This window comes from Sphingobacterium puteale, assembly GCF_003627955.1.
Lineage (GTDB): Bacteria > Bacteroidota > Bacteroidia > Sphingobacteriales > Sphingobacteriaceae > Sphingobacterium > Sphingobacterium puteale.
This window is the reverse complement of sequence record NZ_RBWS01000004.1, coordinates 161,115-182,702: the sequence shown is the minus strand read 5'-3', so window position 1 is coordinate 182,702 and position 21,588 is coordinate 161,115. Positions and strand designations below refer to the sequence as shown.

At 42.1% G+C, this 21,588-nt stretch carries 16 protein-coding genes; 5 read left to right on the top strand and 11 right to left on the bottom strand.

All coding sequences use genetic code 11. The annotated features are described in order from the left end of the window. The first annotated feature begins 2 nt into the window (after positions 1-2). Positions 3-1,298: a glucosidase family protein gene (locus D7322_RS04835; RefSeq protein WP_121121828.1), complete on the top strand. Its 1,296-nt coding sequence runs from the start codon at positions 3-5 to the stop codon at positions 1,296-1,298. Between the two features lie 121 nt (positions 1,299-1,419). On the opposite strand, the gene D7322_RS04830 is transcribed toward D7322_RS04835, so the two are convergent. The 4 genes from D7322_RS04830 to D7322_RS04815 form a co-directional block, all read right to left on the bottom strand. After that, on the bottom strand, positions 1,420-2,856 hold the full coding sequence (locus D7322_RS04830; RefSeq protein WP_245971253.1) for a c-type cytochrome domain-containing protein: 1,437 nt from the start codon (positions 2,854-2,856) through the stop codon (positions 1,420-1,422). Further along, positions 2,853-3,734, bottom strand: coding sequence for a sugar phosphate isomerase/epimerase family protein (locus D7322_RS04825; protein WP_121121826.1), 882 nt, complete (start codon positions 3,732-3,734; stop codon positions 2,853-2,855). The genes D7322_RS04830 and D7322_RS04825 overlap by 4 nt, the downstream gene beginning before the upstream one ends. A 3-nt stretch (positions 3,735-3,737) precedes the next feature. Continuing rightward, on the bottom strand, positions 3,738-5,237 hold the full coding sequence (locus tag D7322_RS04820; RefSeq protein ID WP_121121824.1) for a DUF1501 domain-containing protein: 1,500 nt from the start codon (positions 5,235-5,237) through the stop codon (positions 3,738-3,740). Positions 5,238-5,349: 112 nt separating this feature from the next. Beyond that, a complete protein-coding gene (locus tag D7322_RS04815) occupies positions 5,350-8,106 on the bottom strand; it encodes a DUF1553 domain-containing protein (RefSeq protein WP_121121822.1) in 2,757 nt (918 codons plus the stop codon). 492 nt (positions 8,107-8,598) lie between these two features. Between D7322_RS04815 and D7322_RS04810 the strand changes: the two genes are divergently transcribed. Continuing rightward, entirely contained in the window at positions 8,599-11,010 is a 2,412-nt protein-coding gene (locus D7322_RS04810; RefSeq protein WP_121121820.1) for a TonB-dependent receptor, read from the top strand. A 119-nt stretch (positions 11,011-11,129) separates the two neighbouring features. Here D7322_RS04810 and D7322_RS04805 read toward each other — a convergent pair whose 3' ends face one another. Both D7322_RS04805 and D7322_RS04800 read right to left on the bottom strand, forming a co-directional pair. Continuing rightward, positions 11,130-11,765, bottom strand: a complete 636-nt coding sequence (locus D7322_RS04805) for a nitroreductase family protein (protein WP_121121818.1) — start codon at positions 11,763-11,765, stop codon at positions 11,130-11,132. Between the two features lie 247 nt (positions 11,766-12,012). Next, a complete protein-coding gene (locus D7322_RS04800) occupies positions 12,013-12,990 on the bottom strand; it encodes a DUF6268 family outer membrane beta-barrel protein (protein WP_121121815.1) in 978 nt (325 codons plus the stop codon). A 308-nt stretch (positions 12,991-13,298) separates the two neighbouring features. Here D7322_RS04800 and D7322_RS04795 point away from each other — a divergent pair, with 308 nt between their 5' ends. Both D7322_RS04795 and D7322_RS04790 read left to right on the top strand, forming a co-directional pair. Then, positions 13,299-14,360 carry a sensor histidine kinase gene (locus D7322_RS04795; protein WP_121121813.1) on the top strand — a complete coding sequence of 354 codons (1,062 nt, stop codon included), beginning with the start codon at positions 13,299-13,301 and terminating at the stop codon, positions 14,358-14,360. Then, entirely contained in the window at positions 14,357-15,070 is a 714-nt protein-coding gene (locus D7322_RS04790) for a LytR/AlgR family response regulator transcription factor (protein ID WP_121121811.1), read from the top strand. The genes D7322_RS04795 and D7322_RS04790 overlap by 4 nt, the downstream gene beginning before the upstream one ends. Positions 15,071-15,098: 28 nt before the next feature. On the opposite strand, the gene D7322_RS04785 is transcribed toward D7322_RS04790, so the two are convergent. Beyond that, a complete protein-coding gene (locus tag D7322_RS04785) occupies positions 15,099-15,338 on the bottom strand; it encodes a hypothetical protein (protein WP_104382394.1) in 240 nt (79 codons plus the stop codon). A gap of 247 nt (positions 15,339-15,585) precedes the next feature. Here D7322_RS04785 and map point away from each other — a divergent pair, with 247 nt between their 5' ends. After that, positions 15,586-16,350 carry a type I methionyl aminopeptidase gene (gene map / locus D7322_RS04780; protein ID WP_121121809.1) on the top strand — a complete coding sequence of 255 codons (765 nt, stop codon included), beginning with the start codon at positions 15,586-15,588 and terminating at the stop codon, positions 16,348-16,350. A 64-nt stretch (positions 16,351-16,414) separates the two neighbouring features. Here map and D7322_RS04775 read toward each other — a convergent pair whose 3' ends face one another. The 4 genes from D7322_RS04775 to D7322_RS04760 are packed head-to-tail and all read right to left on the bottom strand — an operon-like array spanning position 16,415 to position 21,585. Further along, positions 16,415-16,669 (bottom strand): hypothetical protein, encoded by a 255-nt coding sequence (locus D7322_RS04775; RefSeq protein WP_121121807.1) that lies wholly within the window; start codon positions 16,667-16,669, stop codon positions 16,415-16,417. A 26-nt stretch (positions 16,670-16,695) separates the two neighbouring features. Then, entirely contained in the window at positions 16,696-16,965 is a 270-nt protein-coding gene (locus D7322_RS04770; RefSeq protein ID WP_147430290.1) for a hypothetical protein, read from the bottom strand. Between the two features lie 26 nt (positions 16,966-16,991). Further along, positions 16,992-18,422 carry a TolC family protein gene (locus D7322_RS04765; protein ID WP_220700018.1) on the bottom strand — a complete coding sequence of 477 codons (1,431 nt, stop codon included), beginning with the start codon at positions 18,420-18,422 and terminating at the stop codon, positions 16,992-16,994. Between the two features lie 16 nt (positions 18,423-18,438). Then, on the bottom strand, positions 18,439-21,585 hold the full coding sequence (locus D7322_RS04760) for an efflux RND transporter permease subunit (protein WP_121121804.1): 3,147 nt from the start codon (positions 21,583-21,585) through the stop codon (positions 18,439-18,441). Positions 21,586-21,588: the final 3 nt, after the last annotated feature.

Sequence of the window (21,588 nt, the reverse complement as noted above, 5' to 3'; positions counted from 1 at the left end):
TCATGAGAAATTTATGTTTCGCGTTATCAACTTCATTCCTGCTATTATCCTGCAATGGTGGTAGCAATAAATCCTCAGGAAGCGACACACAGCAAAATGTGGCACAGGATAGTAGCTTCCAACTCGTCAAAGATATGGCAAGCAAGGTTATCAAAGCAGGATTCAATGCAGGTGACGGCTATAGTGAAGTATGGATCAGGGATTACAATACCTTTATTACCTTAGCAAGCCAAGTGCACCCCCACGAGCAGATCAAAGATCAATTGGCACTATTTTTTAAATTACAGGAAGCTGATGGAAATATCGCAGACGGTTTTGTCAAAAAATCCAGTTTAAAGAATGGTGTTTCCGACTATTATACGATCACAAATCCACTGGCTCCGGAATATGCCGCACATAAAAACACAGTTGAAACCGATCAGGAAACATCTTTGATCCAGGCAGTCCACAAATATATCGTAGCAACCAAGGACAGCTCTTTTCTCGTACAAAAAATAGGCGAAACAACAGTGAAAGACCGGATGGAACAGGCTTTGCAATTTTTAATGGACAAACGTTATAATGCCACTTATGGTCTATTGTGGGGAGCCACAACCGTCGATTGGGGTGATGTGCAGCCAGAACACGATTGGGGGGTCCATTTGGATAAAAACTCTCATATTGCCCTGGATATTTATGATAACGCCATGTTTTTAATTGCTTTGGACAATTACATGGATCTTTTCCCTGATAAAAAAGAAAAATGGGGTAAGGTCAGGGCCACGATTACCAGCAATACCATGAAATATCTTTGGGACGATAAAAATCAAAAATTCATCCCCCACATCTACATCAACGGGTCGCCATTTCCGAAAGATTTTGATGAAAACCAGATTTACTATCACGGCGGAACAGCCATTGCTATTGAGGCAAACCTGCTTAACAAAGAGCAGATCAAAACTTCCCTGGACAAGATGATCAAAAATGTAAAAGATGCCGGAGCAGCCACCATTGGATTAACCGTATATCCGACTTATCCGGCAGGTTTTTTCAAAAATAAAGGCATGTATCCGTATGGTTACCAAAATGGCGGAGATTGGACTTGGTTTGGAGGGAGAATGATCCAGCAACTGGCTAAAAATGGGTTCCAGCAGGAAGCTTATGAGCAGATCAAGCCCATGTTGGCGCGTGTCATTAAAAATAAAGGTTTCTACGAATGGTACACGAAAGACAATAAACCTGAAGGTTCGGGAACCTTTAGGGGCGAAGCCGGCGTACTTTATGACGCGATCACCTTATTGGAAAATACCGGAAAATAATCCTTAATATTTATACCCAACACCTAAAAATAGGGTGTCCGAAAAGATCGGACACCCTATCGCCATTCAATCGCATCGCTGCACTATAGGTCAGTCAGGTTCCAACACCCTTATTATCCTCTTAAAACTTTACCGTGTCCGTAGCGATAAATGGTAACCGATAATTACCTGTATCGATGCGCACCTTACCATGTAATGCTTTTAAGGCCACACTGTCCCTCTCACCCGTTTGGTAGATATATACATTTTTCAAACTAGGAATATCCTTCAACTTCGACAGTCCCTTTGCGGTTACTTTTGTTCCCACCAGGTTCAGGTAGATCAATTTTTGCAGTCCTTTCAATTGTGATAGGCCATTGTCGGAAACTTTTGTATTCTCGAGATGCAGACGTGAGATGACAGGCATGGATTTTATCGTAGAAAATGCCTGGTCAGTGATGGCGGTATGCCCGAGTTTCAGTTGAACGATATTCTCTTTAATGGCCAGAAGTTCCTGCATATCCTTGTCATTAAACTGTGGATAGTTGATGGCATTGACCAGCACCAGATTATTTTCTTTAGCCACAGGAATGATTTTAATACCTTTTGCCTGCCAGGCATCAACTTTATCCTTTGGTAAATCGGGTGCCTTGGGAAAATCAGCATACAATATCTGCGAAGCCTGCTGTTCTCCTGTTTCAAGTTTTTTCAATATCGCTGCAATTTCCTTCGTCTGTGTAAGTTGATTCACTTTTTTATCGAAGCCTGCCCCTTGATCAATCCACCATGCAATCAATTTGATCTGATCGACGCTGATAGGTGTACGCCCCTTTGGTGGCATTCTTTTTTTGTGTCCTTCCGGTAATATCAGTCGCGCATACAATTCACTTTCTTTCGAATTGCCCTCCTTCAGCACCTTTCCATTTTCACCCCCTTTTAACAGACTTTCCTTTGTCTGTAAGGCCAATCCTCCCTCCTGTTTTCGATCACCATGGCAGCTCTGACAACGTTGTTTGAGTATAGGTTGTATAATACCGTCATATACGGCAGCCTCTTGTACATTCGCAACAATTAGAAGCTCATCACTGCTTTCCTCCACACCAAAAGTCTTTTTCATCGCCTGTGGCATGGCTTCAAGAAAATAACCTTTGCCATGTGTTAAGGTACCGCCGTAGTGTCCTGTGACTCCCAGTAATATGACCAGGACCAAAAATATCCAAAAACGGAAACGTACGATTTTTCTTGCCCAGTGTAGTGTCCCGCTTTTTTCGCGGTACAGGAAACAAAGCAGTAGACTACATATGGCGACAGCAATTCCCAGCCACTGATGGTAATTCAGTACGTCGATTTCATAACCGCCATTGCGTGAAAGCAGAAATCCCGAAAGAGCGGCAAACATGGCTGCCATACTACCCAATAACAAGCACAATCTAATCGCCAACAGGTATGGATTTTCTTTTGTGAATAGCTCCAGAAATACCATCACAAATGCAATCAATAAAATTCCGATGGGTAAATGCACTAAGATGGAATGAAACCGTCCCAAAAAGGCCATCAATTCTTCAAGAAAAACCATCATTCTTTATACCTGTCTTTGAGTAAATTCAACATATATACATTTACGGACCATTGGTCTGCCACTGGCTGCTGTGTAAAAGGCAGTGTAGGTAAATAACCTGCTGGGCCAAATTCAGTGGTAATGGTCAATACCTTTGCTCCGCTTTGTTTATGTTGGGCAACAATCTGATCCCACCAGGCCAGATGTTGACTGACCGTATTTTTCCATTCCGGTGCCGCAGGATCATTGACCTGAGGTCCTTCAGGATGTCCGATCCGGGCATGGATATGTTCTGTCCGGGCGAGTGCCAAAGAGACTGCTTCAGCTTGGTCAGCGAGCAAAGACTCATGTACATTGCACCAGTGTGAAATATCTAAAGCAAGCCTTAAACCAGGGATTTTTGTTAAATAATCTTTGGTCAGGTGTGCCGCAAAGCTAAATCTCCCACGATGTGTCTCATGGTAAACCGGAATACGCCATTTTTCCATAATCACTTGACCAATATCGATCAATTGCTTATTCTGTTCAAACGCGTAATATTCTTTACCTGTATGGCAATTGATATAATCCGGCTTTATGCTTACAGCTTCTTCCAGATTACGTTTAAAACTTTCACGGTACTGGTCAAACGAAGCTCCGGAACCACCGGAAAGAAGCCCTAAACGCAGACCATATTTTTGCAAGGCATCAATCATTTCTTTTCGTTCTTTCTGATCCCCGGGGAGCCAGGCTTCTACCCCGTCATAGCCCGCATTTTTCACACGTTCACAAAAGCGGTCCCAGGAATCAGTATTTCCCCAATTGGTACAATAGTACTTAATGTGTAATTTCTCTTGTTGCTGTGCCAGAAGTGTATAAAAATTGGCCATCAGAAGGATTAATACTAGTAATCGTTTCATTCGTTAAATAATAGCTTGTATAAGTTCACCTTCCACATCCGTCAAACGAAATGGTCGGCCCTGAAAGTCATAGGTAAATTTTTCGTGGTCAAATCCCAGGAGATGGAGCATAGTGGCATGCACATCATGTACGGAGGCCCTGCCTTCAACACCTGCAAAACCAATATCGTCCGTTTGCCCGTAGCTGATGCCGTTACGTATGCCTCCACCTGCCATCCAGATGGTATAGGCATCAGTATGATGATCTCTCCCAAGGAATGGCATATCACTATTGTCACGATTCTCCTGCATTGGCGTCCGTCCAAACTCCCCACCCCAGACGACCAATGTGTCCTCTAATAAGCCCCGTTGTTTTAGATCCAGGATCAGTGCTGTCATGGGGCGATCAATTTCACGGCATTTATTTCGAAATCCAAGATCTATGGAGTCTGCCGCATTTGTGCCATGACTATCCCAGCCCCAGTCAAACAATTGCACAAAACGCACCCCCTGTTCAACAAGCTTGCGGGCCAACAGGCAGTTATTGGCGAAAGATTCCTTTCCGGGTTCTGTACCGTATAATTCATGGATATAAGCAGGTTCATTGTTGATATTCATCACTTCGGGTACGGCGACCTGCATTTTATAAGCCATTTCATACTGTGCAATCCGTGAAAGTGTCTCCGGGTCCTTAAATGTGTCATACTCCGTTTTGTTAACATTATTGATTGCGTCGATAAGATTGCGCTTCATGTCCCGGTCCATTCCCTCAGGATCAGCAATATACAATACAGGGTCTCCCTTTGACCGGCATTGCACCCCCTGGTAGACCGATGGTAGAAAACCGCTTCCCCAGACACTCTTTCCGGCGTCCGGAGTTTTACCCCCAGAAGTCAATACCACAAATCCCGGTAAATTGCTGTTTTCTGAGCCTAGGCCATATGTCACCCATGAACCGATGCTTGGCCGTCCCAATCGGGCACTTCCGGTATGCATAAACAGCTGTGCCGGTCCGTGGTTAAATTGATCCGTATGGACGGCTTTCAAAAAACTGACGTCATCGACCACCTGACTAAAATGAGGTAAATGATCGGATACCCAAGCTCCACTTTCACCATATTGTTTGAAAGTCGCCTGTGGTCCCAGCATTTTAGGTACCCCACGGATAAAGGCAAATTTCTTTCCGGCCAAAAGTGATTGCGGGCAGGGTTGATTATGTAATTTCTGTAGTGCAGGTTTGTAATCAAACAATTCAAGCTGCGAAGGGGCTCCTGCCATATGTAAATAGATCACACTTTTGGCTTTACCGGGAAAATGGGGCGATTTGGGAATCAACGGATTTAAAGCATTCAGATCCAAATTGCCTTTCGATCCGGATGTGCCCCATCCGCCGCAACTTGCCAAAAGACTTCCCAATGCAATGCCGCCAATACCAGCAACACAATCTTTTAGAAAATGTCTTCTTGTCACAGCCTTCAATTCAGATTGCTGCGCTTCTTCTATTAATTTATTCAGATCTTTCATTAATGTAACTCTTTTTGAATGACACCGATTCTACCATATCTCTTGTTTATCCCGATTCCCGGTTGATTCAGCTTCCGGGGATTATTACCGTCACGTATTTTGAATCTCACCCCTATGATTTCGTTAAAAATTCATCCAGGTTCAATAATGCATTTGCAACCAACATATAAGCAGCTTTGGATGATATTGTTTTTGTATTTTCCTTAGCCAAATCGCTGCCCAGATATTTCGCTGCAGATGCTGGTGCTTTGTTAAATTCCAAGAGTGCTTTTTTGTAGAGCGCTTCAAGGTCGGCGATCTTCCTGGGATCAGCTTCTTTGAGCATTGCTCTTCGATAACCGGCACTGATGCTCTTTTTTGTATTTCCTTTTCCTTCCTGTAGCATGATATTTCCTAAATGCTTTGCCGCTTCCAGATACACGGGGTCATTGAGGGTGGCCAAAGCCTGCAACGGCGTATTTGTCCGTATGCGATCAACAAGACATACTTCCCTACTGGATGCATCGAAGGAAACAAAGGACGGATAAGGGCTCGTACGTTTTAAAAAGGTATAAATACCACGTCGATACTGATCTTCCCCTTCGCTCTTGACCCAAGACTCTCCACTGTATACAGTCATCCACACCCCATCCGGTTGATAGGGCATGACACTCGGTCCATACATTTTATTGCTTAACAAGCCACTGACAGCTAGCGCCTGATCTCGGATCTGCTCCGCGGAAAGCCTAAATCGCGGCCCTCTCGCCAAATAATAGTTCTGCGGATCTTTTTCCGCTTTATCACCATTTAGCGTTGAAGCCTGCTTATAGGTACCTGAAAGGACAATCTCACGAACCAATTTTTTCATGCTCCATTTTTTCCCGTTCATAAGATCCAGAGCCATATAATCCAATAATTCACGGTGAATTGGCGGTATACTCTGTGTCCCCATATCACCTAATGGCTCCACCAGCCCCCGGCCAAACAACTGTGCCCATACACGGTTAACCAAGGTCCGCGCGGTTAATGGGTTCTCTTTACTGACGATCCATTGTGCAAATCCCATGCGGTTTCGGGGAGCGCCTTTTGGAAATTCATTGAGCGATTCAGGCACCATGGGCTGTACTTCTGCTCCCAGAGACAGGCGGTTACCCCGAATGAATACATTCGTTTTCCGATGCATATCTTTCGGATTTTCAATCATTATGGGCACACTTTCCGGTTGCAGATTAACTAGCTGGAGAAAAGTTCGCTGAAGGTTTAGATTTTCCACGGGTTTTCCAATCGGAAAGTCCTCCCGAAAAGCAAACCATTCAATCATACAAATCGGTTGACCAGCTGCAACCGCTGGATTCTTAAATACCAAAAAAAGGTCGTGTACACCGCTTGTCGGTGCTATCGCTGCCTGGATAACCTGTCTACCGGAGGTTTTGGGTAAATCTATATTGGCTAGCAGAGGCCCATTAGGTTTATTGAGATGCACTTCCATTTTTCCGCCAACTGCATCTGTCCAAAAATTCATGAAGAGCTGCCTTTTGCCATCCAGGGCAATTGCTTTTAGACGGGCTGAGCCACTGCTGCGTACACCAAGCCATTTTGTATCATACAAAGCACCGTTTACAATCTGATCGCTATAATGGGCATGAATCTTAGGCTCGAGCGTATGCAGGAAAAGATCCGCAGATTTTACCGCATTTCCATCGCCATTGACTGCCAACCAATGCTTGATGCTATCGACACGTTTTTCATCTTGTGCCGTATAAAAACGTAGTTTTGGATGATCACCTTGTGTATCTTCATCTCGCGTGTTGTTGAAAAATGCCAAAGATTTATAATATTCCTCAAATTTAAAAGGATCATAGGTGTGACTATGGCATTGCACACATTCAAATGTTGTACTCAACCATACCTGATAGCTGGTATTTAAACGATCCAGTACAGCCGCCATCCTAAACTCCTCACTATCCGTTCCACCTTCATCGTTATTCATGGTGTTCCGATGGAAAGCCGTCGCGATAAACTGATCTTTGGTCGGTTGAGGCAAGAGATCTCCTGCCAGCTGCTCAACGGTAAATTCGTCGTATGGCATATCTTTGTTCAGGGCTTTGATTACCCAATCCCGATAGGACCAGATACTACGTGACCCATCTTTTTCGTATCCTTTGGTATCGGCATAGCGTGCCATATCCAGCCACCAGCTAGCCCATTTCTCACCGTATTTAGAGGAAGCCAATAAGCTATCAACTCTACGTGAATAGGCATCATCGCTGTCATCCTCGATAAATGCGCTGATTTCATCTAAGGTCGGTGGTATGCCGATGAGGTCCAAATAAAGTCTTCTCAACAAAGTACTCTTATCGGCTTCATCCGAAAAAGACAGATCCTTGCTCTTCAATTTGGCCTGCACAAAATAGTCGATGTTGTTATTCACCCCTTTCGGTTTTATGCCAAAAAGTCCTGCCAGGGAAAATGGTTTCGGCACTTCGACATCATCGGGTAAAGTATAAGCCCAATGTTTACCCCACTTTGCACCTTGGTCGATCCACTTCTTTAAAATATCAATTTCGTCATCATTCAGTTTTGGCGCATTATAAGGCATGCGCAATTCAGGATCATCAGAAACCAATCTCTTCATAAACTCGCTATGCTCCGCATCCCCCCGAATAATCGCCGGTTTGCCAGACTCGGCTTTGGCAAAAGCTTCATTTTCAAAAAGAAAACTTAGCCCTCCATTTTTCTTCACTCCACCATGACAAGCAATGCAATGTTTATTTAATATCGGTTTGACATCCGCACTAAAGTCTACCGTTTCTTCTTTGCCAAATGTAAATATTGTAAAGCAGGCGATAATTAAGGCCAATAATGCTAATACCATTAATTTTCTATTCATAGCAATAAGGTCTATTCAATATTATTCTGTTATTAGGTTTATTTTATAATTGTTGTGCAGCTATTCCAATGCTTGAGCTAATGGAATACATATCAACGAGCCGAAACAGCATTGATAGCTAACGTTAGTAAAATTAAAGAAGAACGACGGGATAAACTAAAACTAGATTAACAGAAACATAAACTATATTACCTCCTCGCAATACAATCTCTATTTTCGTCGCTTTTAGCGCCATTTGAGCTTCATTATCCATGGATAACATTTTAGTTACGGAAACTTAAGAAGCGATCACTTTTTTACTTTTAATCTGGGATCGGGATTACGATCATTGTTGATAAGCGCTATTTGATCCGCGTTTGTGGCCAATGGACAGGCCACTTATCTACTGGCCAATATAAGACCAAAAATTAAATAAATAAAACTTTGAAAAATATCACAGGAGTAATACCTTTGCGTTGTTTATAATTAATCTAATTAAGACTACAAACCGACATGAATAAAATTATCATCTACCTCCTGTTGTTTATTCCGGGCACCCTACTTGCCCAAGGACAACACAAAGCCGAAATTTACGGTAAAATTTTCTCCTCCGATGGCAAACCTATCTCAGGTATTACAGTAAAATTGTACCCGCAAGACATCACCGTATCAACGAGAACCAACGGCTCGTATCAATTTAAATCTTTAAAGCCGGGCGAAGCCAGACTGGAGATATCAGCCTTGGGCTTACAGTCTTTGACCCGTACAATCCAAATTGTAGAGGACAAAAACCGGATTCCAGATATTTACCTCAACGAAAACCAATCTACCCTACAAGAGATTGTTATTAATGGAAATGGATCCAATAAATACACTCGGAAACAAAGTATTTACGTTTCGAAGATGCCACTTAACAACCTTGAAAACTCCCAATCCTACGCTGTCGTTACCAAAGAATTATTAAAGAGCCAGCTTAACACCAATTACGACGATGCTATGGCGAATGTTTCAGGTATTGACAAATTATGGGCTTCAACAGGAAGACCTGGTGATGGAGTCACCTATTACACATTGCGAGGATTTAGTACACAGACTGCCATGGTTAATGGTGTGGTTGGAATCGCTAGCACCAGTCCAGATCCGGCCAATCTTGAATCCATAGAGGTGATCAAAGGGCCCTCAGGTTCACTTTACGGTGGAGCCGCAGTTGGATTTGGCGGACTAATCAACAATATCACCAAGAAGCCATTGGATACTGTCGGTGGTCGTGTCAATTATATTTTTGGCAGTTATGCACAGCATCGTCTTACTGCGGACGTATATGGTCCGCTAACTGCGGATAAAAAGCTTCTGGGCCGTGTGAATACAGCACTTACCAATGTCGGCAACTATCAGGACGCGGGTTTCAACAGATCATTTTTTATCGCCCCCTCATTACTCTACCGACCAAGTGAAAAACTTGACATCCAATTGGATTTCGAGCATTTTCAAAACAAGGCGACCAATCCATTAATGGTATTTCTCAATCGTTCACGCCAGTTATTTGCGAGGACGCCCGATGAACTACAGTTTGATTTCGGTAAATCGTATACGAATGACGACGTGACCTTTAAAAATCCCACCACGAATGTAAGGGGCAACGTCACCTACCGTTTCAACGAACAATGGACCTCCTATACAACAGCAAATTACAATAGACGTAAATCAGACGGTTATTTTCAATATGTTATGTATCTCCAGGCGAATAACGATACATTGATCAATCGCTATGTCGCTGACCAGAACTACACCGCCAGCAATTTCAATGCACAGCAAAATTTTGTCGGGGACTTTCATCTCGGGGAACTCCGAAACAGATTGCTCGTTGGCATCGACTATCTTTTCCAACAAGCCGAAAGTCATAATTCACCTTATATCTTATTTGATCAGCTCAATACTTCTTTTGATGATCCAAGATATGCTAAATTCAATGTAGCAAATATTGATGCAGCAATAGCCGCTTCAACAGGAGCCAAAACAAATACGAGAAGCCGTAATCAGGTCTTGGGCGCCTATGTCTCCGATGTTTTGGATCTCACTCCGCAGTTACATCTGAATGTTGCTCTACGTATGGATTACTTTGACAATCAGGGAACTTATAATTTTGACAAAGACACCACAACGGGGACGTTCAATCAAACCGCATTTTCTCCACGTGCAGGTTTAGTCTATGAATTTATCAGAGATAAAGTCTCATTTTTTGCAAATTATCAAAACGGATTCAAGAATGTTGCTCCTGTCGTACAACCACATCCAAGTATATCAGGAGACTTTAAACCACAGCAGGCCTCGCAATGGGAAGCCGGGGTTAAATTTAATCTGCTCGACAATAAACTTGGTCTAACGGCAAGCTACTACGACATTACCGTTGATAATATGTTGCGCTCTGAAGCAAGAGTTATTGATGGGGAGTCCTACAATATTACCGTTCAAGATGGTACACGTTTAAGCCGGGGAATAGATTTTGATTTAACAGCTGCTCCGGTCCAAGGCCTGAATGTTATATTTAGTTATAGTTTTAATGATAGCAAAACGACAAAAGCTGCTGAAAATGTGAATAATTTACGTCCAACAGAAGCAGGGCCAAAACATCTTTCGAACCTATGGGCCAACTATATTCTACAAAAAGGAATACTCAAAGGTCTCGGTATTGGGGCGGGATTGAATTATGCCAGTGAAAATCTAATTACCAACAGTGTACCTACTGGTATTTTTACACTACCGTCATATACACTATTTAACGCAAGCCTCTCTTATGGGTATAAACATTTTGAATTTGCGGTAAAGGGAAACAACCTGACCAACCAAACCTATTTCAAAGGTTGGACTACTGTAAATCCTCAAATGCCTAGAAATATCCTCGGGAGTGTCGCATATCAATTTTAATTTACTCAGTTAACGCGGTATAAATATACAAGAAAGGGGCATAAATAGGCCCCTTTTTGTGTATTGTTAGAGATTACAATTAAATCGTGCTCTTGTTACAGCACTTCAATTTCGTACTATTAAGGTAGTTCAATCAAAAACTCAGTTTTAGGCAATCTAAATTTTTTCAATTTCAGCAACCAATCCTCTTCACCCAAACGGTAACCTAATGGTAGCAGAACAACACTTTTTAGCCCCAATTTATCTAATCCCAATAACTTATCCAGCTCACCGTTGGAAAATCCCTCCATTGGTGTTGCATCCACTTTCAATTCTGCAGCTTGCGCGATGGCTATTCCAAAAGAAATATAAGCCTGTTTCGCAGCGTGCGCTGCCTGCTGTTCCTCAGTAAGCGCGGCAAACATACTTTTTAATTTATTTTTGTAATCATCAGTTGTATCCAATGGTAAACCTCTATGGTTATTCATCTGGTTAAAAGTTGCATCAATACGTTCATCTGTGTATTTATCCCATGCCGCAAAAACCAAAAGATGAGAGCTTTCTGCAATAATTTGCTGTCCCCAAGCTACAGGTACAATTTGCTCCTTCAATTGTTGATCTGTAATCAACACAACACGGAAAGGTTGCAATCCCGAGGAGCTCGGTGCCATACGTGCTGCTTCGATAATTTTATCTACGTCCTTCTGATCAACCTTCTTTGTTGAATCGTATTTTTTGGTCGCATAACGCCATTCAAGGGTTTCTAATAATGCCATTTTCTTTTTTTTTCTTGATTATTTATTCAAATGCCCTATTACGGGCTTAGTATCACTCAAATTTGATAAAAGAAATTAAATCTAGAAAGCAGTATACATACGATTAACCTTATTTTAATTTCTATTTATAAAATAAATATAGCAAATATTTAAATGTTCAAACACTAAAACAATATAAATAATCGAAGAAACTGAGTAAATTTTTGTACAATCCCGTCAAATTGCTTTGCCGATGATCAGCCCTTCACTAACGTCTTTTTTTTGCAAAGGGATTAAAAGAAAGTCCAGCATTGAGATAAAACGACGGGTCCGCAGAAGCTTCCCATACATAATTATTTTGCCTTTCACTTTTTTCAAATATCCTTGACCTCGGAATGGTCTTCATACCAGATTTGAGCGTTGCTATAAATGATCTTCCCAAATTATGTTCGTAGGTCAATCCCGAGTTGATCTCCATCTGACTAAAGGTATAGATCTTATCTGATCCCAAAAAATCATTGAGGTAGAATGTCGTCGTGCTGAGATCTGCCCCCAGCGAAAGGCGACCGTTTCGCAGCATTGTTTTTCGGACGTAGGCGCCTTTTGGCAATAGCACATCTATCATCCAGCCATTGTGATATTGCTGCTTATAAGTGAAGGTAGGAACAACAGGAATAATTGCCCCAGGATCAATAAACCCGAGTAAGCCGATTGTCATTTGTACATCCCGAGTTGCTTTTAGTACCCATGTTCCGGTCAATATCCCACGCATCCGTTCAATCCCCCTATCGCTTCCATCCGTCATGAAACTGGCGGAATAAATAACCATTTTTCCAAATAATTTTGAGAAGTAAGAGAAATTAAGTGATTCGTAATGGTAATGGAAATCCTGTGTACGCATTTTCTGCGGCCACATGCTGAAATCAGATTCTTGGATATTAAACGAAGAATACTGATAACCGAGGTTAGTACCTAACGTCCAGCTACGCCGGTTTAAAAAATTGACATTCAAGCTCCCGCCAGCCTGATAGAATGACTCTACCTTACCTTGCGTAATGACGCCCCCTTTAGCATTGGATGAATATTTGTACCCGCCGTTATATTCATAACTTAGATTTAGCACCCGCGCAGCAGGAAATTTGTCGGCTACAATGGCCTGTACTTTTTGGGGAATACTATCTTTGGTCTGTGCTGAACCGCTGCATATAAAAGCAAAGCTCCCAAGCAACACCAGATTCTTTTTCATGTGGATATTCGTTTTTTGTCTATCTATTCTTTTTCAATTAAAGGCAATCCGAAAAACTGCTCTTTCGGAAATTAGAACGGAGCAGCCAGCGTCTTACAAGAATAGATCAATCGGAAACGCTCATTTTATTTTTTATACAAAAGGGGCAATATTTTATACGAAAGGCGGGTAACATTAAAAGAGCTTTTATCCGTTTTACCTACCGATTTCACTTTGGTATAAAAAAAAGCACTGTTCATATAAAACAAAATCATTTTGAAACAAAAAAAGTTACATTTGCGAAATCAGGGTCAATAAACCAGATCAATATGCTAGACTGCAACAACCGTATTGTTTTACGCTACCTAACGGAAAAGAAATTCAGATTTTTACGACATGGCCTGTTTTTAATTGGTTTGCTTTTTCTTTTTGCCAATGCCAATACAAATGCACAATTTTTAGGAAATTATAAGACCTACTTCTCTCTGGCGCTTTGGACAGTTTTCGTCGCAATGTTCTATATCAATATGTACGTATTGATACCACAGTTTTTTTTCAGGGGAAAATATGAAATCTATACTGTATTGCTCATTTTACTGGTGACAGCGAGCCTGCTTGTTGTCATGCAGATCGCAATCTATATCTTTAGTATCCATATCCCGACAATTGAAAGGCAACGAACCAATACCATGAGTTTTGTGAGCGGTCTTTTTATCTGTGTTCCCATCATTTTGACCACCACCACGTTTAAACTTTTTAAACGTTGGATCGAAGACAATAAACGCATTTCAGATTTAAAAAACTTGGCGCTTACAACGGAGTTAAATGCACTAAAGAACCAGATTCAGCCACATTTCTTGTTTAACATGCTCAATAATGTGAAGGCTTTGATTCGGAAAAACCCGAGTATGGCCACCGAGGTTATTATCAAATTATCCGATTTTCTACGGTACCAGCTGTATGAAAATGATGCAGATAAAACACTCTTAAAATCCGAAATAAACTTTATTTTCAATTTTCTAAAACTTGAGGAAATACGCCGGGATAATTTGAAAACCTCACTTTCCTGTGCCGCGGAACTCGAAAAACAAAGTATTTTTCTGCCGCCACATCTTTTTACCGCTTTTATTGAGAATGCGATTAAACATAGTGTCAATATACACAATGAAAATACCTTTATTGCTATTCACTTTACACAGACCGACGGGCAACTTTGTTTTGAATGTGAAAATTCGAGCGATCCAAATTTTTCGAATACTGATCTTAAATACGGTGGACTGGGATTAGTCAATGCTAAAAGACGGCTGGATTTGCTGTATGGCAATAATTACGAACTTAACATATCAAAAAAGGACCTGTTGTATCAGGTAAAATTAAAAATTCCATTATGAACTGTATCATTGTAGATGATGAACCCTTAGCAAGGGAAGAAATGCGAAATCTGGTCGAAGAAATTTCATCCATAGAAATCCTCGGCGAGTTTTCCAATGCCTTAGCTGCCAAGGAATATCTCGCAACAGGATCTGTTGACCTTGTCTTTCTGGACATTGAGATGCCCACCGTCAACGGACTGGATTTTCCACAGGCCTTACCGAAAGATGTCCTGGTGATACTGACGACAGCCTATGCCCAATATGCGTTGCGGGGCTTTGAGCTGGATGCGCTTGATTACCTGCTTAAACCCATAAAAAAAGATCGTCTGGCCAAGGCAATTGATAAAGCGTTTAGCTATAAAAATCTGCTCAATTTAAAAGAAAATCAAAACACCTTTGAAGATGTGAATGAAGATGCTGTATTTATCAAATCGGACCGAAAATACTATAAAATCTTATTTGGCGATATTCGATTTATTGAAGCACTCAAAGATTATGTGGTCATCTATACCCGTACCAACAAACTGATTACAGCAATGAATCTGAAAACCATTCACCAAAAACTACCGGCCCATATATTTGTTCGGGTCAGCAAATCTTATTTGATCAATTTGTTCTTTATTGATTCTTTCGACAACCATACGATATACATAGACAAGTTCGAAATCCCGATTGGCGATATCTATCGCGAGCTGTTTTTTAAGCAGTATACGGGCGGGCTATTGTAAGATCATCTGTACGGCGATCTGAATAGGACTAAGCAAGGACAAAGCGGTCCAGAAAATCAACTTTTATACCATGTCTGTGCAACAAAGCTGTCAATAGATCTACGGAACAGTCCTCGGTTTCTACCCGGAAGATGGCATCTTCATCATCCAGATCCAAGGTAGCCGACTGTATCTGCGGTAGATGGAGCTTTAACAACTGCATCAGGAAGGTCTTCTTCTCCTTTGTTCTTACAGAGCTTTTAAAAATCAATATCTGCTTTGCTTTCATGTTATAAATTTAAAATTGCACCCAAAATTCGGTCGCATCTCAGTTTATATTCATCCGAGAATTGCTCACAAATCTATCATTTTAAACTATCGCCAGTGGAGATTTTATACGAAAGCAGGTCTTTCTTATACCAAAACTCCCATAAATCTTCACACAACCGTTATCCTGTTTTTCTTTATGGGATTATCTATTTTTTTTAGACCTTTGTTTATCTTTAATTCAATAAGCTAAAACACAAAAAAGCACCATGTCTATTACCAACGAGAACGAATTGACCGGAATGCAAAAAGCGAGTGTGGCAGTCGCCAAAACGCTTAAAGCGATGTGTGATTATGCCAAGGTAGGCATGTCAACCAAAGAATTAGATGAATATGGAGCAAAGATATTAACAGCATATGGTGCCAAATCAGCACCAGCGTTGACCTATAACTTCCCGGGCTGGACTTGCATCAGTGTAGACAACGAATTCTGTCACGGTGTTCCTACTGCGGACCGTTTATTACAGGAAGGAGATCTTATTAATATTGACGTATCGGCTGAGCTGGATGGTTTTTGGGCTGATAACGGGGCTTCTTTTGTAATTGGTCAGGATATTCATAACCATCAGAAATTGGTAGACGCTTCAAAGGAAATACTTCAAAAAACCATAAAAAATATCCGTGGTGGTGTTAAAATTGCGGACATTGGCCAGCTAATGGAAACAGAAGCAAAAAAGAGAGGTTATAAAGTGATCAAAAATCTAGGTGGACATGGCATCGGACGCAGCTTACACGAAGAGCCAGATGAATTACTTAACTATAAGAATAGATTTGACCAGAGACGGTTTAAGAAAAATACTATCGTTGCTATCGAAACCTTTATTTCCACCAACTCCACTTATGCTACTGAATTAAATGATGGCTGGACGATGGTTGGCGACAAAGGAGGTTACATGGCACAACATGAGCACACCATCATGATTACAGATGGCAGCCCAGTAATTTTAACGGCTGAGAATGGCATTTTCGGTTAGACATTATATCCGGAAAGATATTTCCGAAGATCGTTAGGATCAATATCTTTCCGGAATAACTTTTCTAAAAAACTCCTTTTTTAGCAGGCTCCTCTTCAAAGTCCAAAAGGCTTATTTTCAACTTTTTTTGCTCCATCAGACGAATAATCAATTCATCTACTTTTTTAGTTGATTTCACCATCATCGTGAATACCTTGTCATCTAGATTAAAAGAAATGGATATCACTGTCGGAACCAGTAAAAAAATATAGGTTTCAAGTTCCTTCCGTCGCAGTAGAATTCCCCTGCCTACCACAAAAAGTTGCACATAAGGTATCATAGTTATTGTTATAATTTAAATCCAAATTACCGACCTATGCCCGCTCCATAGTATTTCAAGGCGATGCTGTAAGGAAAATCTTCAACATTTGAAAACAGCTGTTCCAACCCTTCCAAGTTCGGTATGATAGCCACTTTTTGCCTTCTTTTTTCAAGGATTAAGGCTAGCTGGTCCGCAAAATCCAGATCGGCATCAATAAGTATAAACCGATCAGCACTACATGCGTAGGCCATCTTTTCAGTTTCGCGGCGATTTTGACTTGGATTGATCAGAATCAGCATGTTTATTGTTTTCATTGCGTTCGTATATTAAGATGCTGCTATTAGAGCCAGCCGCCTCCCAAGGCACGATAAAGGGATGTTATGGCATTAATTTTCTGTGATTTCACCGTAGCCTGATCCAGTTCGGCCTGCAAGCGATTGATCTGTGCCACAATCACTTCCAAGTATGTTGCTTCATTAAATTTATAAAGCAGCAAGGCATTCTGCACGAGCTGTGCGGAGCGTTCTACCTGCCGGTTGGAAGTCTCCAGTTGTTCTTCTGATTTCTCAAGCTGAATCAGTGCATCGGACACTTCACCGACTGCTTTTAACATCGTCTGTTTGAAATTCAGTTCCATTTGATCCTTCGTAATTTTTGCCTGTTCTAAACGTGTTTTTAGCTGTCTTCCATTCAGAATCGGCTGTACGATACTTCCGGTTGCGGCGGCAAACAGTGAGCCGGGCAGATTAAACCAGTTATGGGCTTTAAATGCATTTAATCCGCCCTGAGCAGTGATATTTAGATTTGGATACATGCTTGCCCGGGCGATGTGTATGGAGGCCAGGCTACGTCGGACATCCAATTCGTTACTGCGCAGATCCGGTCGGTAGCTCAACAGATTTGCAGGAACCCCCAGTGAGAGACTGGTCGGCGACTGGGCCTGATCCAATCGGGTAGTTCTTTTTACTGGCCCCGGCACTTCACCCACTAAAATACTCAACGCATTTTCCTGTACTTGAATTCGGGCTTCAATTGCTGGAATCTGTTTGGCAACTTGATCCCGTGTCACCTCTTGCTGTTGTACGGAAAGCATATTTGTCAGCCCCAATTCAACCTGTTTATTGAGGATGAATAACGTGCTATCCGCAAATTCCAGATTACGTCTTGTTATCTCCAACTGTCGATCCAGCAGCAACAGATTGTAATACCCTTGAACGACCTCAGCCACCAAACGTGTCTTAATCGCGCGCGCTGCCTCCTGTGTTTTAAGAAAATCCACCAAGGCTTCCTGCTTTTGTCCTTTCAATTTCCCCCAGATATCGGCCTCCCAGGATAGCTGAATGGATGATGTGTAATCCATGGTATATTTTTGTCCCATAAACTGACTGGCCATCATACCGTTCATGCTGTTGTCGGAAGGGCGGTTAATCCCCACATTGGCAAGATTTGCATTTAACAACGGTACATTCAGCCACTTGGCTTGCTTATAACCTTCCGAAGCAAATTCAATCTGCTTCAGGGCAACATTCAGATCATTATTTTTTTTCAATGCACTGTCCAAAAGAGAAATGAGCATATCGTCTTTAAAAAAATCGCGATAAGATATCTTTGCGATACTACTATCGCGTTCTTGTGCCTCCTCTTGATTTCGATAACGATCGACCGGCTTCATCTCGTTCCCAGCGTATTGTGGCACGCGGCAGGCATGCACCACTGTGATAGTCGCTAGCAGCACCATACAATACCGGAGATTTTTTTTTATCTGTTTCATATTATATCATCCTTAATTAGTAATCCCATTCACTTTCATCCAGCTCACGGCCATTCAATCTTTCGTGGAAGTACTGAAATACCACAAAGAGTACGGGGGTCAGGAATATCCCTAATACCGTCCCCACCAGCATGCCAAAAATGGCAGCATAACCGATGGAATGATTACCCATTGCTGAAGGTCCTACAACAAAAACAAGCGGCACAATTCCTGTAATAAAAGCCAATGAGGTCATTAAGATAGGTCTTAGCCGCGCTTTTGCACCTTCTACCGCCGCCGCAATCAAGCTCTTTCCAGCTTTTCGGCGCTGGCTTGAGAACTCGACGATCAGAATTCCATTCTTTGCCAGTAGCCCAATGAGCATCACCATGGCAATCTGTACATAGATATTATTTGCGATTCCGGCCATACCAATTCCGATAAACACGCCTGATAATCCCACAGGAATGGAGAGCAGTACGGAAAAAGGCAATATGTAGCTTTCATATTGTGCAGATAACAAGAAATAAACAAATACAATACAGAGCACAAAAATTATTGTTGTCTGTGATGTCGCCATGTTTTCTTCGCGGCTCATGCCTTTGTAATCGAAGGTATAGCCCGGTGGGAGCAGCTGTCTGGCGACCTCCTGTATAGCTGACATCGCTTGCCCCGTACTATATCCCGGAGCGGGCATTACAGTAAGGTTTGATGCGTTGAACAAGTTAAAACGCTCCACGACCTCCGGACCGGTAACGGGTTGGATCCTCACCAGCGTACTGATCGGGATCATGTCCTGCCGGCTATTTTTCACAAACACCCCCTGCAATGATTTTTCATCTGCACGGGATTCCGGAGTTGCCTGTACCAATACACGATAATATTTACCGAAGCGATTGAAGTCCGAAGCCTGTATGCTGCCGTAATACCCTTGCATAACACCAAGTACATCACTAACAGCCACACCGAGCTGTGCGGCCTTCGCTTCGTCCACAGCAACTTCGTATTGTGGGTAGGAAACATCAAAAGTGGTAAAGGCCATGGCAATCTCCGGTCTTTGCATCAATGCGCCCATCATGCCATAGGATATGTTGCCAAGTTTTTGCAATTCCGCATTTGTTCTGTCCTGTAAAACCAGCTCCATACCACTCGAATTACCAAATCCGTCCACCGTAGGTGTGTTTAATACAAGAAAGTTGGCCCGTTTATCCTGCGCAAGCATACCTTGCAGTTCGCCCATAATCGCTCCGAGATCGTGCACTTCCCCGCGTTCTTTTTCAGCTTTCAGGCGAATAAAGAAAGTACCGGCAGCGGAAGACATTGCTCCTGTAAATAGACTTAAACCATTCACGGAGATTACCTCGCGAACTGCAGGATGCGCCATCAACTTGTTTTCAGTATCAGACATCAGCACGGTGGTCCGGTCTTTCGACGTTCCGGCAGCCAGGTTGGCCGTCACAATGATAAACGACTGATCTTCGTCCGGGATAAAACCTTTTGGAGTATTCATGGAGTACCAGGCAAACAAGCCACCAAACACAGCCAAAAGTAAAAATGCGATCCACTTGCGTTTGATCATCGTTAGAATTGCTTTTCCATAACGAAAAGTAAGTTTATCAAAACCAGCATTAAATCCGGCAAAAAAACGTTGTTTAAATGTAACCTTACGATTTTCATCCGGATGATCCACATGGGTTTTCAATAAGATTGCACATAAGGCCGGGCTCAATGTCAGGGCATTTACGGCTGAAATGACAATTGCGATCGCCAATGTCAATGCGAATTGTTGATAAAACAACCCTGTAGAACCATCCATAAATGCAACTGGGACAAATACTGCGGACATCACCAGCGTAATCGAAACAATAGCACCCGAAATTTCCCCCATGGCAGACATCGTAGCGGCTTTAGCATTTAGTTTTCGCCGTTCCATTTTGGCATGCACGGCTTCGACAACAACAATGGCATCATCGACAACAATTCCGATTGCGAGTACCAAGGCGAAAAGCGTTAGTATATTAATTGAAAACCCAAATATTTTCATAAAGAAAAATGTCCCTACAATGGAAACCGGAACGGCAATGGCCGGAATCAAAGTTGAACGAAAATCTTGTAAGAAAATAAATACCACGATAAATACCAAAATAAAGGCTTCGATCAGGGTTTTAATGACCTGGTCAATCGACTGATCCAGTGATTCTTTGGTTGCATATGGTATTTTGTACTCCATCGTTCCCGGAAAAGATTTCTGCAATTCTTCCATTCGCTTTTGTAATGCAATTTGTACCTCATTGGCATTTGATCCGCTCATCTGGAAAATTGCCATGGTAACGGCAGGTTTCTTGTTATAGTTGGATGCCACGGTATAGCTGTAAGCTGCGAATTCTACTTTGGCAACATCTTTCAGACGCAATACCGAACCATCGTTCTGTGCCCGGATAACAATATCTTCATATTGCCGAGGTTCGGTGAATTTCCCCTTATAGCGCATTACATATTCTTTCACCTCTGTGCTCTGTTCACCAAACCTACCCGGAGCTGCTTCCAGATTTTGGGACTGGATGGCGCGCGAAATATCACTTGGAGTCAGATTGTAGCTATTCAATTTGTTTGGATCCAACCATACGCGCATGGCGTAGTCCTTATTTCCATATACCATTGCGTCGCCTACTCCTTTGATACGTTTAAGCTCGGGTACTACATTTATTTTGCTGTAGTTTTCGAGAAAGAGATCATCCATGGCGCCATCTTTACTTGTCAGCGTGACCATCGCAATCATACTATTTTGACGTTTTAAGGTAGTGATTCCACTTTGGATCACCTCCGCCGGCAGCTGGTTGGTCACCTGCGCAACACGGTTCTGGACATTGATAGCGGCCTGATCCGGATCGGTACCCAACTTAAAGATGACCGTAATATTTAATGTACCGTCATTGCTCGCCGTTGATGAAATATAATCCATATTTTCAACGCCATTAATAGCATTTTCAATGGGCGGAGCGACGGAACGTGCGATTGTTTCGGCATTTGCACCGGGATACACAGCAGTCACCATTACAGTAGGTGGGGCAATATCGGGAAATTTGGTAATGGGCAGGCTGAGCATACCGACAACACCGAGAATGACCAATAAAACAGAAATCACGGTGGCCAATACCGGTCGTTTAATTATTTTTTTTAACATGAA

Bases quoted from the DNA above. Each gene is read 5' to 3' on its own strand.
- D7322_RS04785 (WP_104382394.1), bottom strand. From the start codon at position 15,338: ATGAAAGCAAAGCAGATATTGATTTTTAAAAGCTCTGTAAGAACAAAG.
- map (WP_121121809.1), top strand. From the start codon at position 15,586: ATGTCTATTACCAACGAGAACGAATTGACCGGAATGCAAAAAGCGAGT.
- D7322_RS04815 (WP_121121822.1), bottom strand. From the start codon at position 8,106: ATGAATAGAAAATTAATGGTATTAGCATTATTGGCCTTAATTATCGCC.
- D7322_RS04825 (WP_121121826.1), bottom strand. From the start codon at position 3,734: ATGAAACGATTACTAGTATTAATCCTTCTGATGGCCAATTTTTATACA.
- D7322_RS04760 (WP_121121804.1), bottom strand. From the start codon at position 21,585: ATGTTAAAAAAAATAATTAAACGACCGGTATTGGCCACCGTGATTTCT.
- D7322_RS04800 (WP_121121815.1), bottom strand. From the start codon at position 12,990: ATGAAAAAGAATCTGGTGTTGCTTGGGAGCTTTGCTTTTATATGCAGC.
- D7322_RS04775 (WP_121121807.1), bottom strand. From the start codon at position 16,669: ATGATACCTTATGTGCAACTTTTTGTGGTAGGCAGGGGAATTCTACTG.
- D7322_RS04795 (WP_121121813.1), top strand. From the start codon at position 13,299: ATGCTAGACTGCAACAACCGTATTGTTTTACGCTACCTAACGGAAAAG.
- D7322_RS04790 (WP_121121811.1), top strand. From the start codon at position 14,357: ATGAACTGTATCATTGTAGATGATGAACCCTTAGCAAGGGAAGAAATG.
- D7322_RS04765 (WP_220700018.1), bottom strand. From the start codon at position 18,422: ATGAAACAGATAAAAAAAAATCTCCGGTATTGTATGGTGCTGCTAGCG.
- D7322_RS04830 (WP_245971253.1), bottom strand. From the start codon at position 2,856: ATGATGGTTTTTCTTGAAGAATTGATGGCCTTTTTGGGACGGTTTCAT.
- D7322_RS04810 (WP_121121820.1), top strand. From the start codon at position 8,599: ATGAATAAAATTATCATCTACCTCCTGTTGTTTATTCCGGGCACCCTA.
- D7322_RS04805 (WP_121121818.1), bottom strand. From the start codon at position 11,765: ATGGCATTATTAGAAACCCTTGAATGGCGTTATGCGACCAAAAAATAC.
- D7322_RS04820 (WP_121121824.1), bottom strand. From the start codon at position 5,237: ATGAAAGATCTGAATAAATTAATAGAAGAAGCGCAGCAATCTGAATTG.
- D7322_RS04770 (WP_147430290.1), bottom strand. From the start codon at position 16,965: ATGAAAACAATAAACATGCTGATTCTGATCAATCCAAGTCAAAATCGC.
- D7322_RS04835 (WP_121121828.1), top strand. From the start codon at position 3: ATGAGAAATTTATGTTTCGCGTTATCAACTTCATTCCTGCTATTATCC.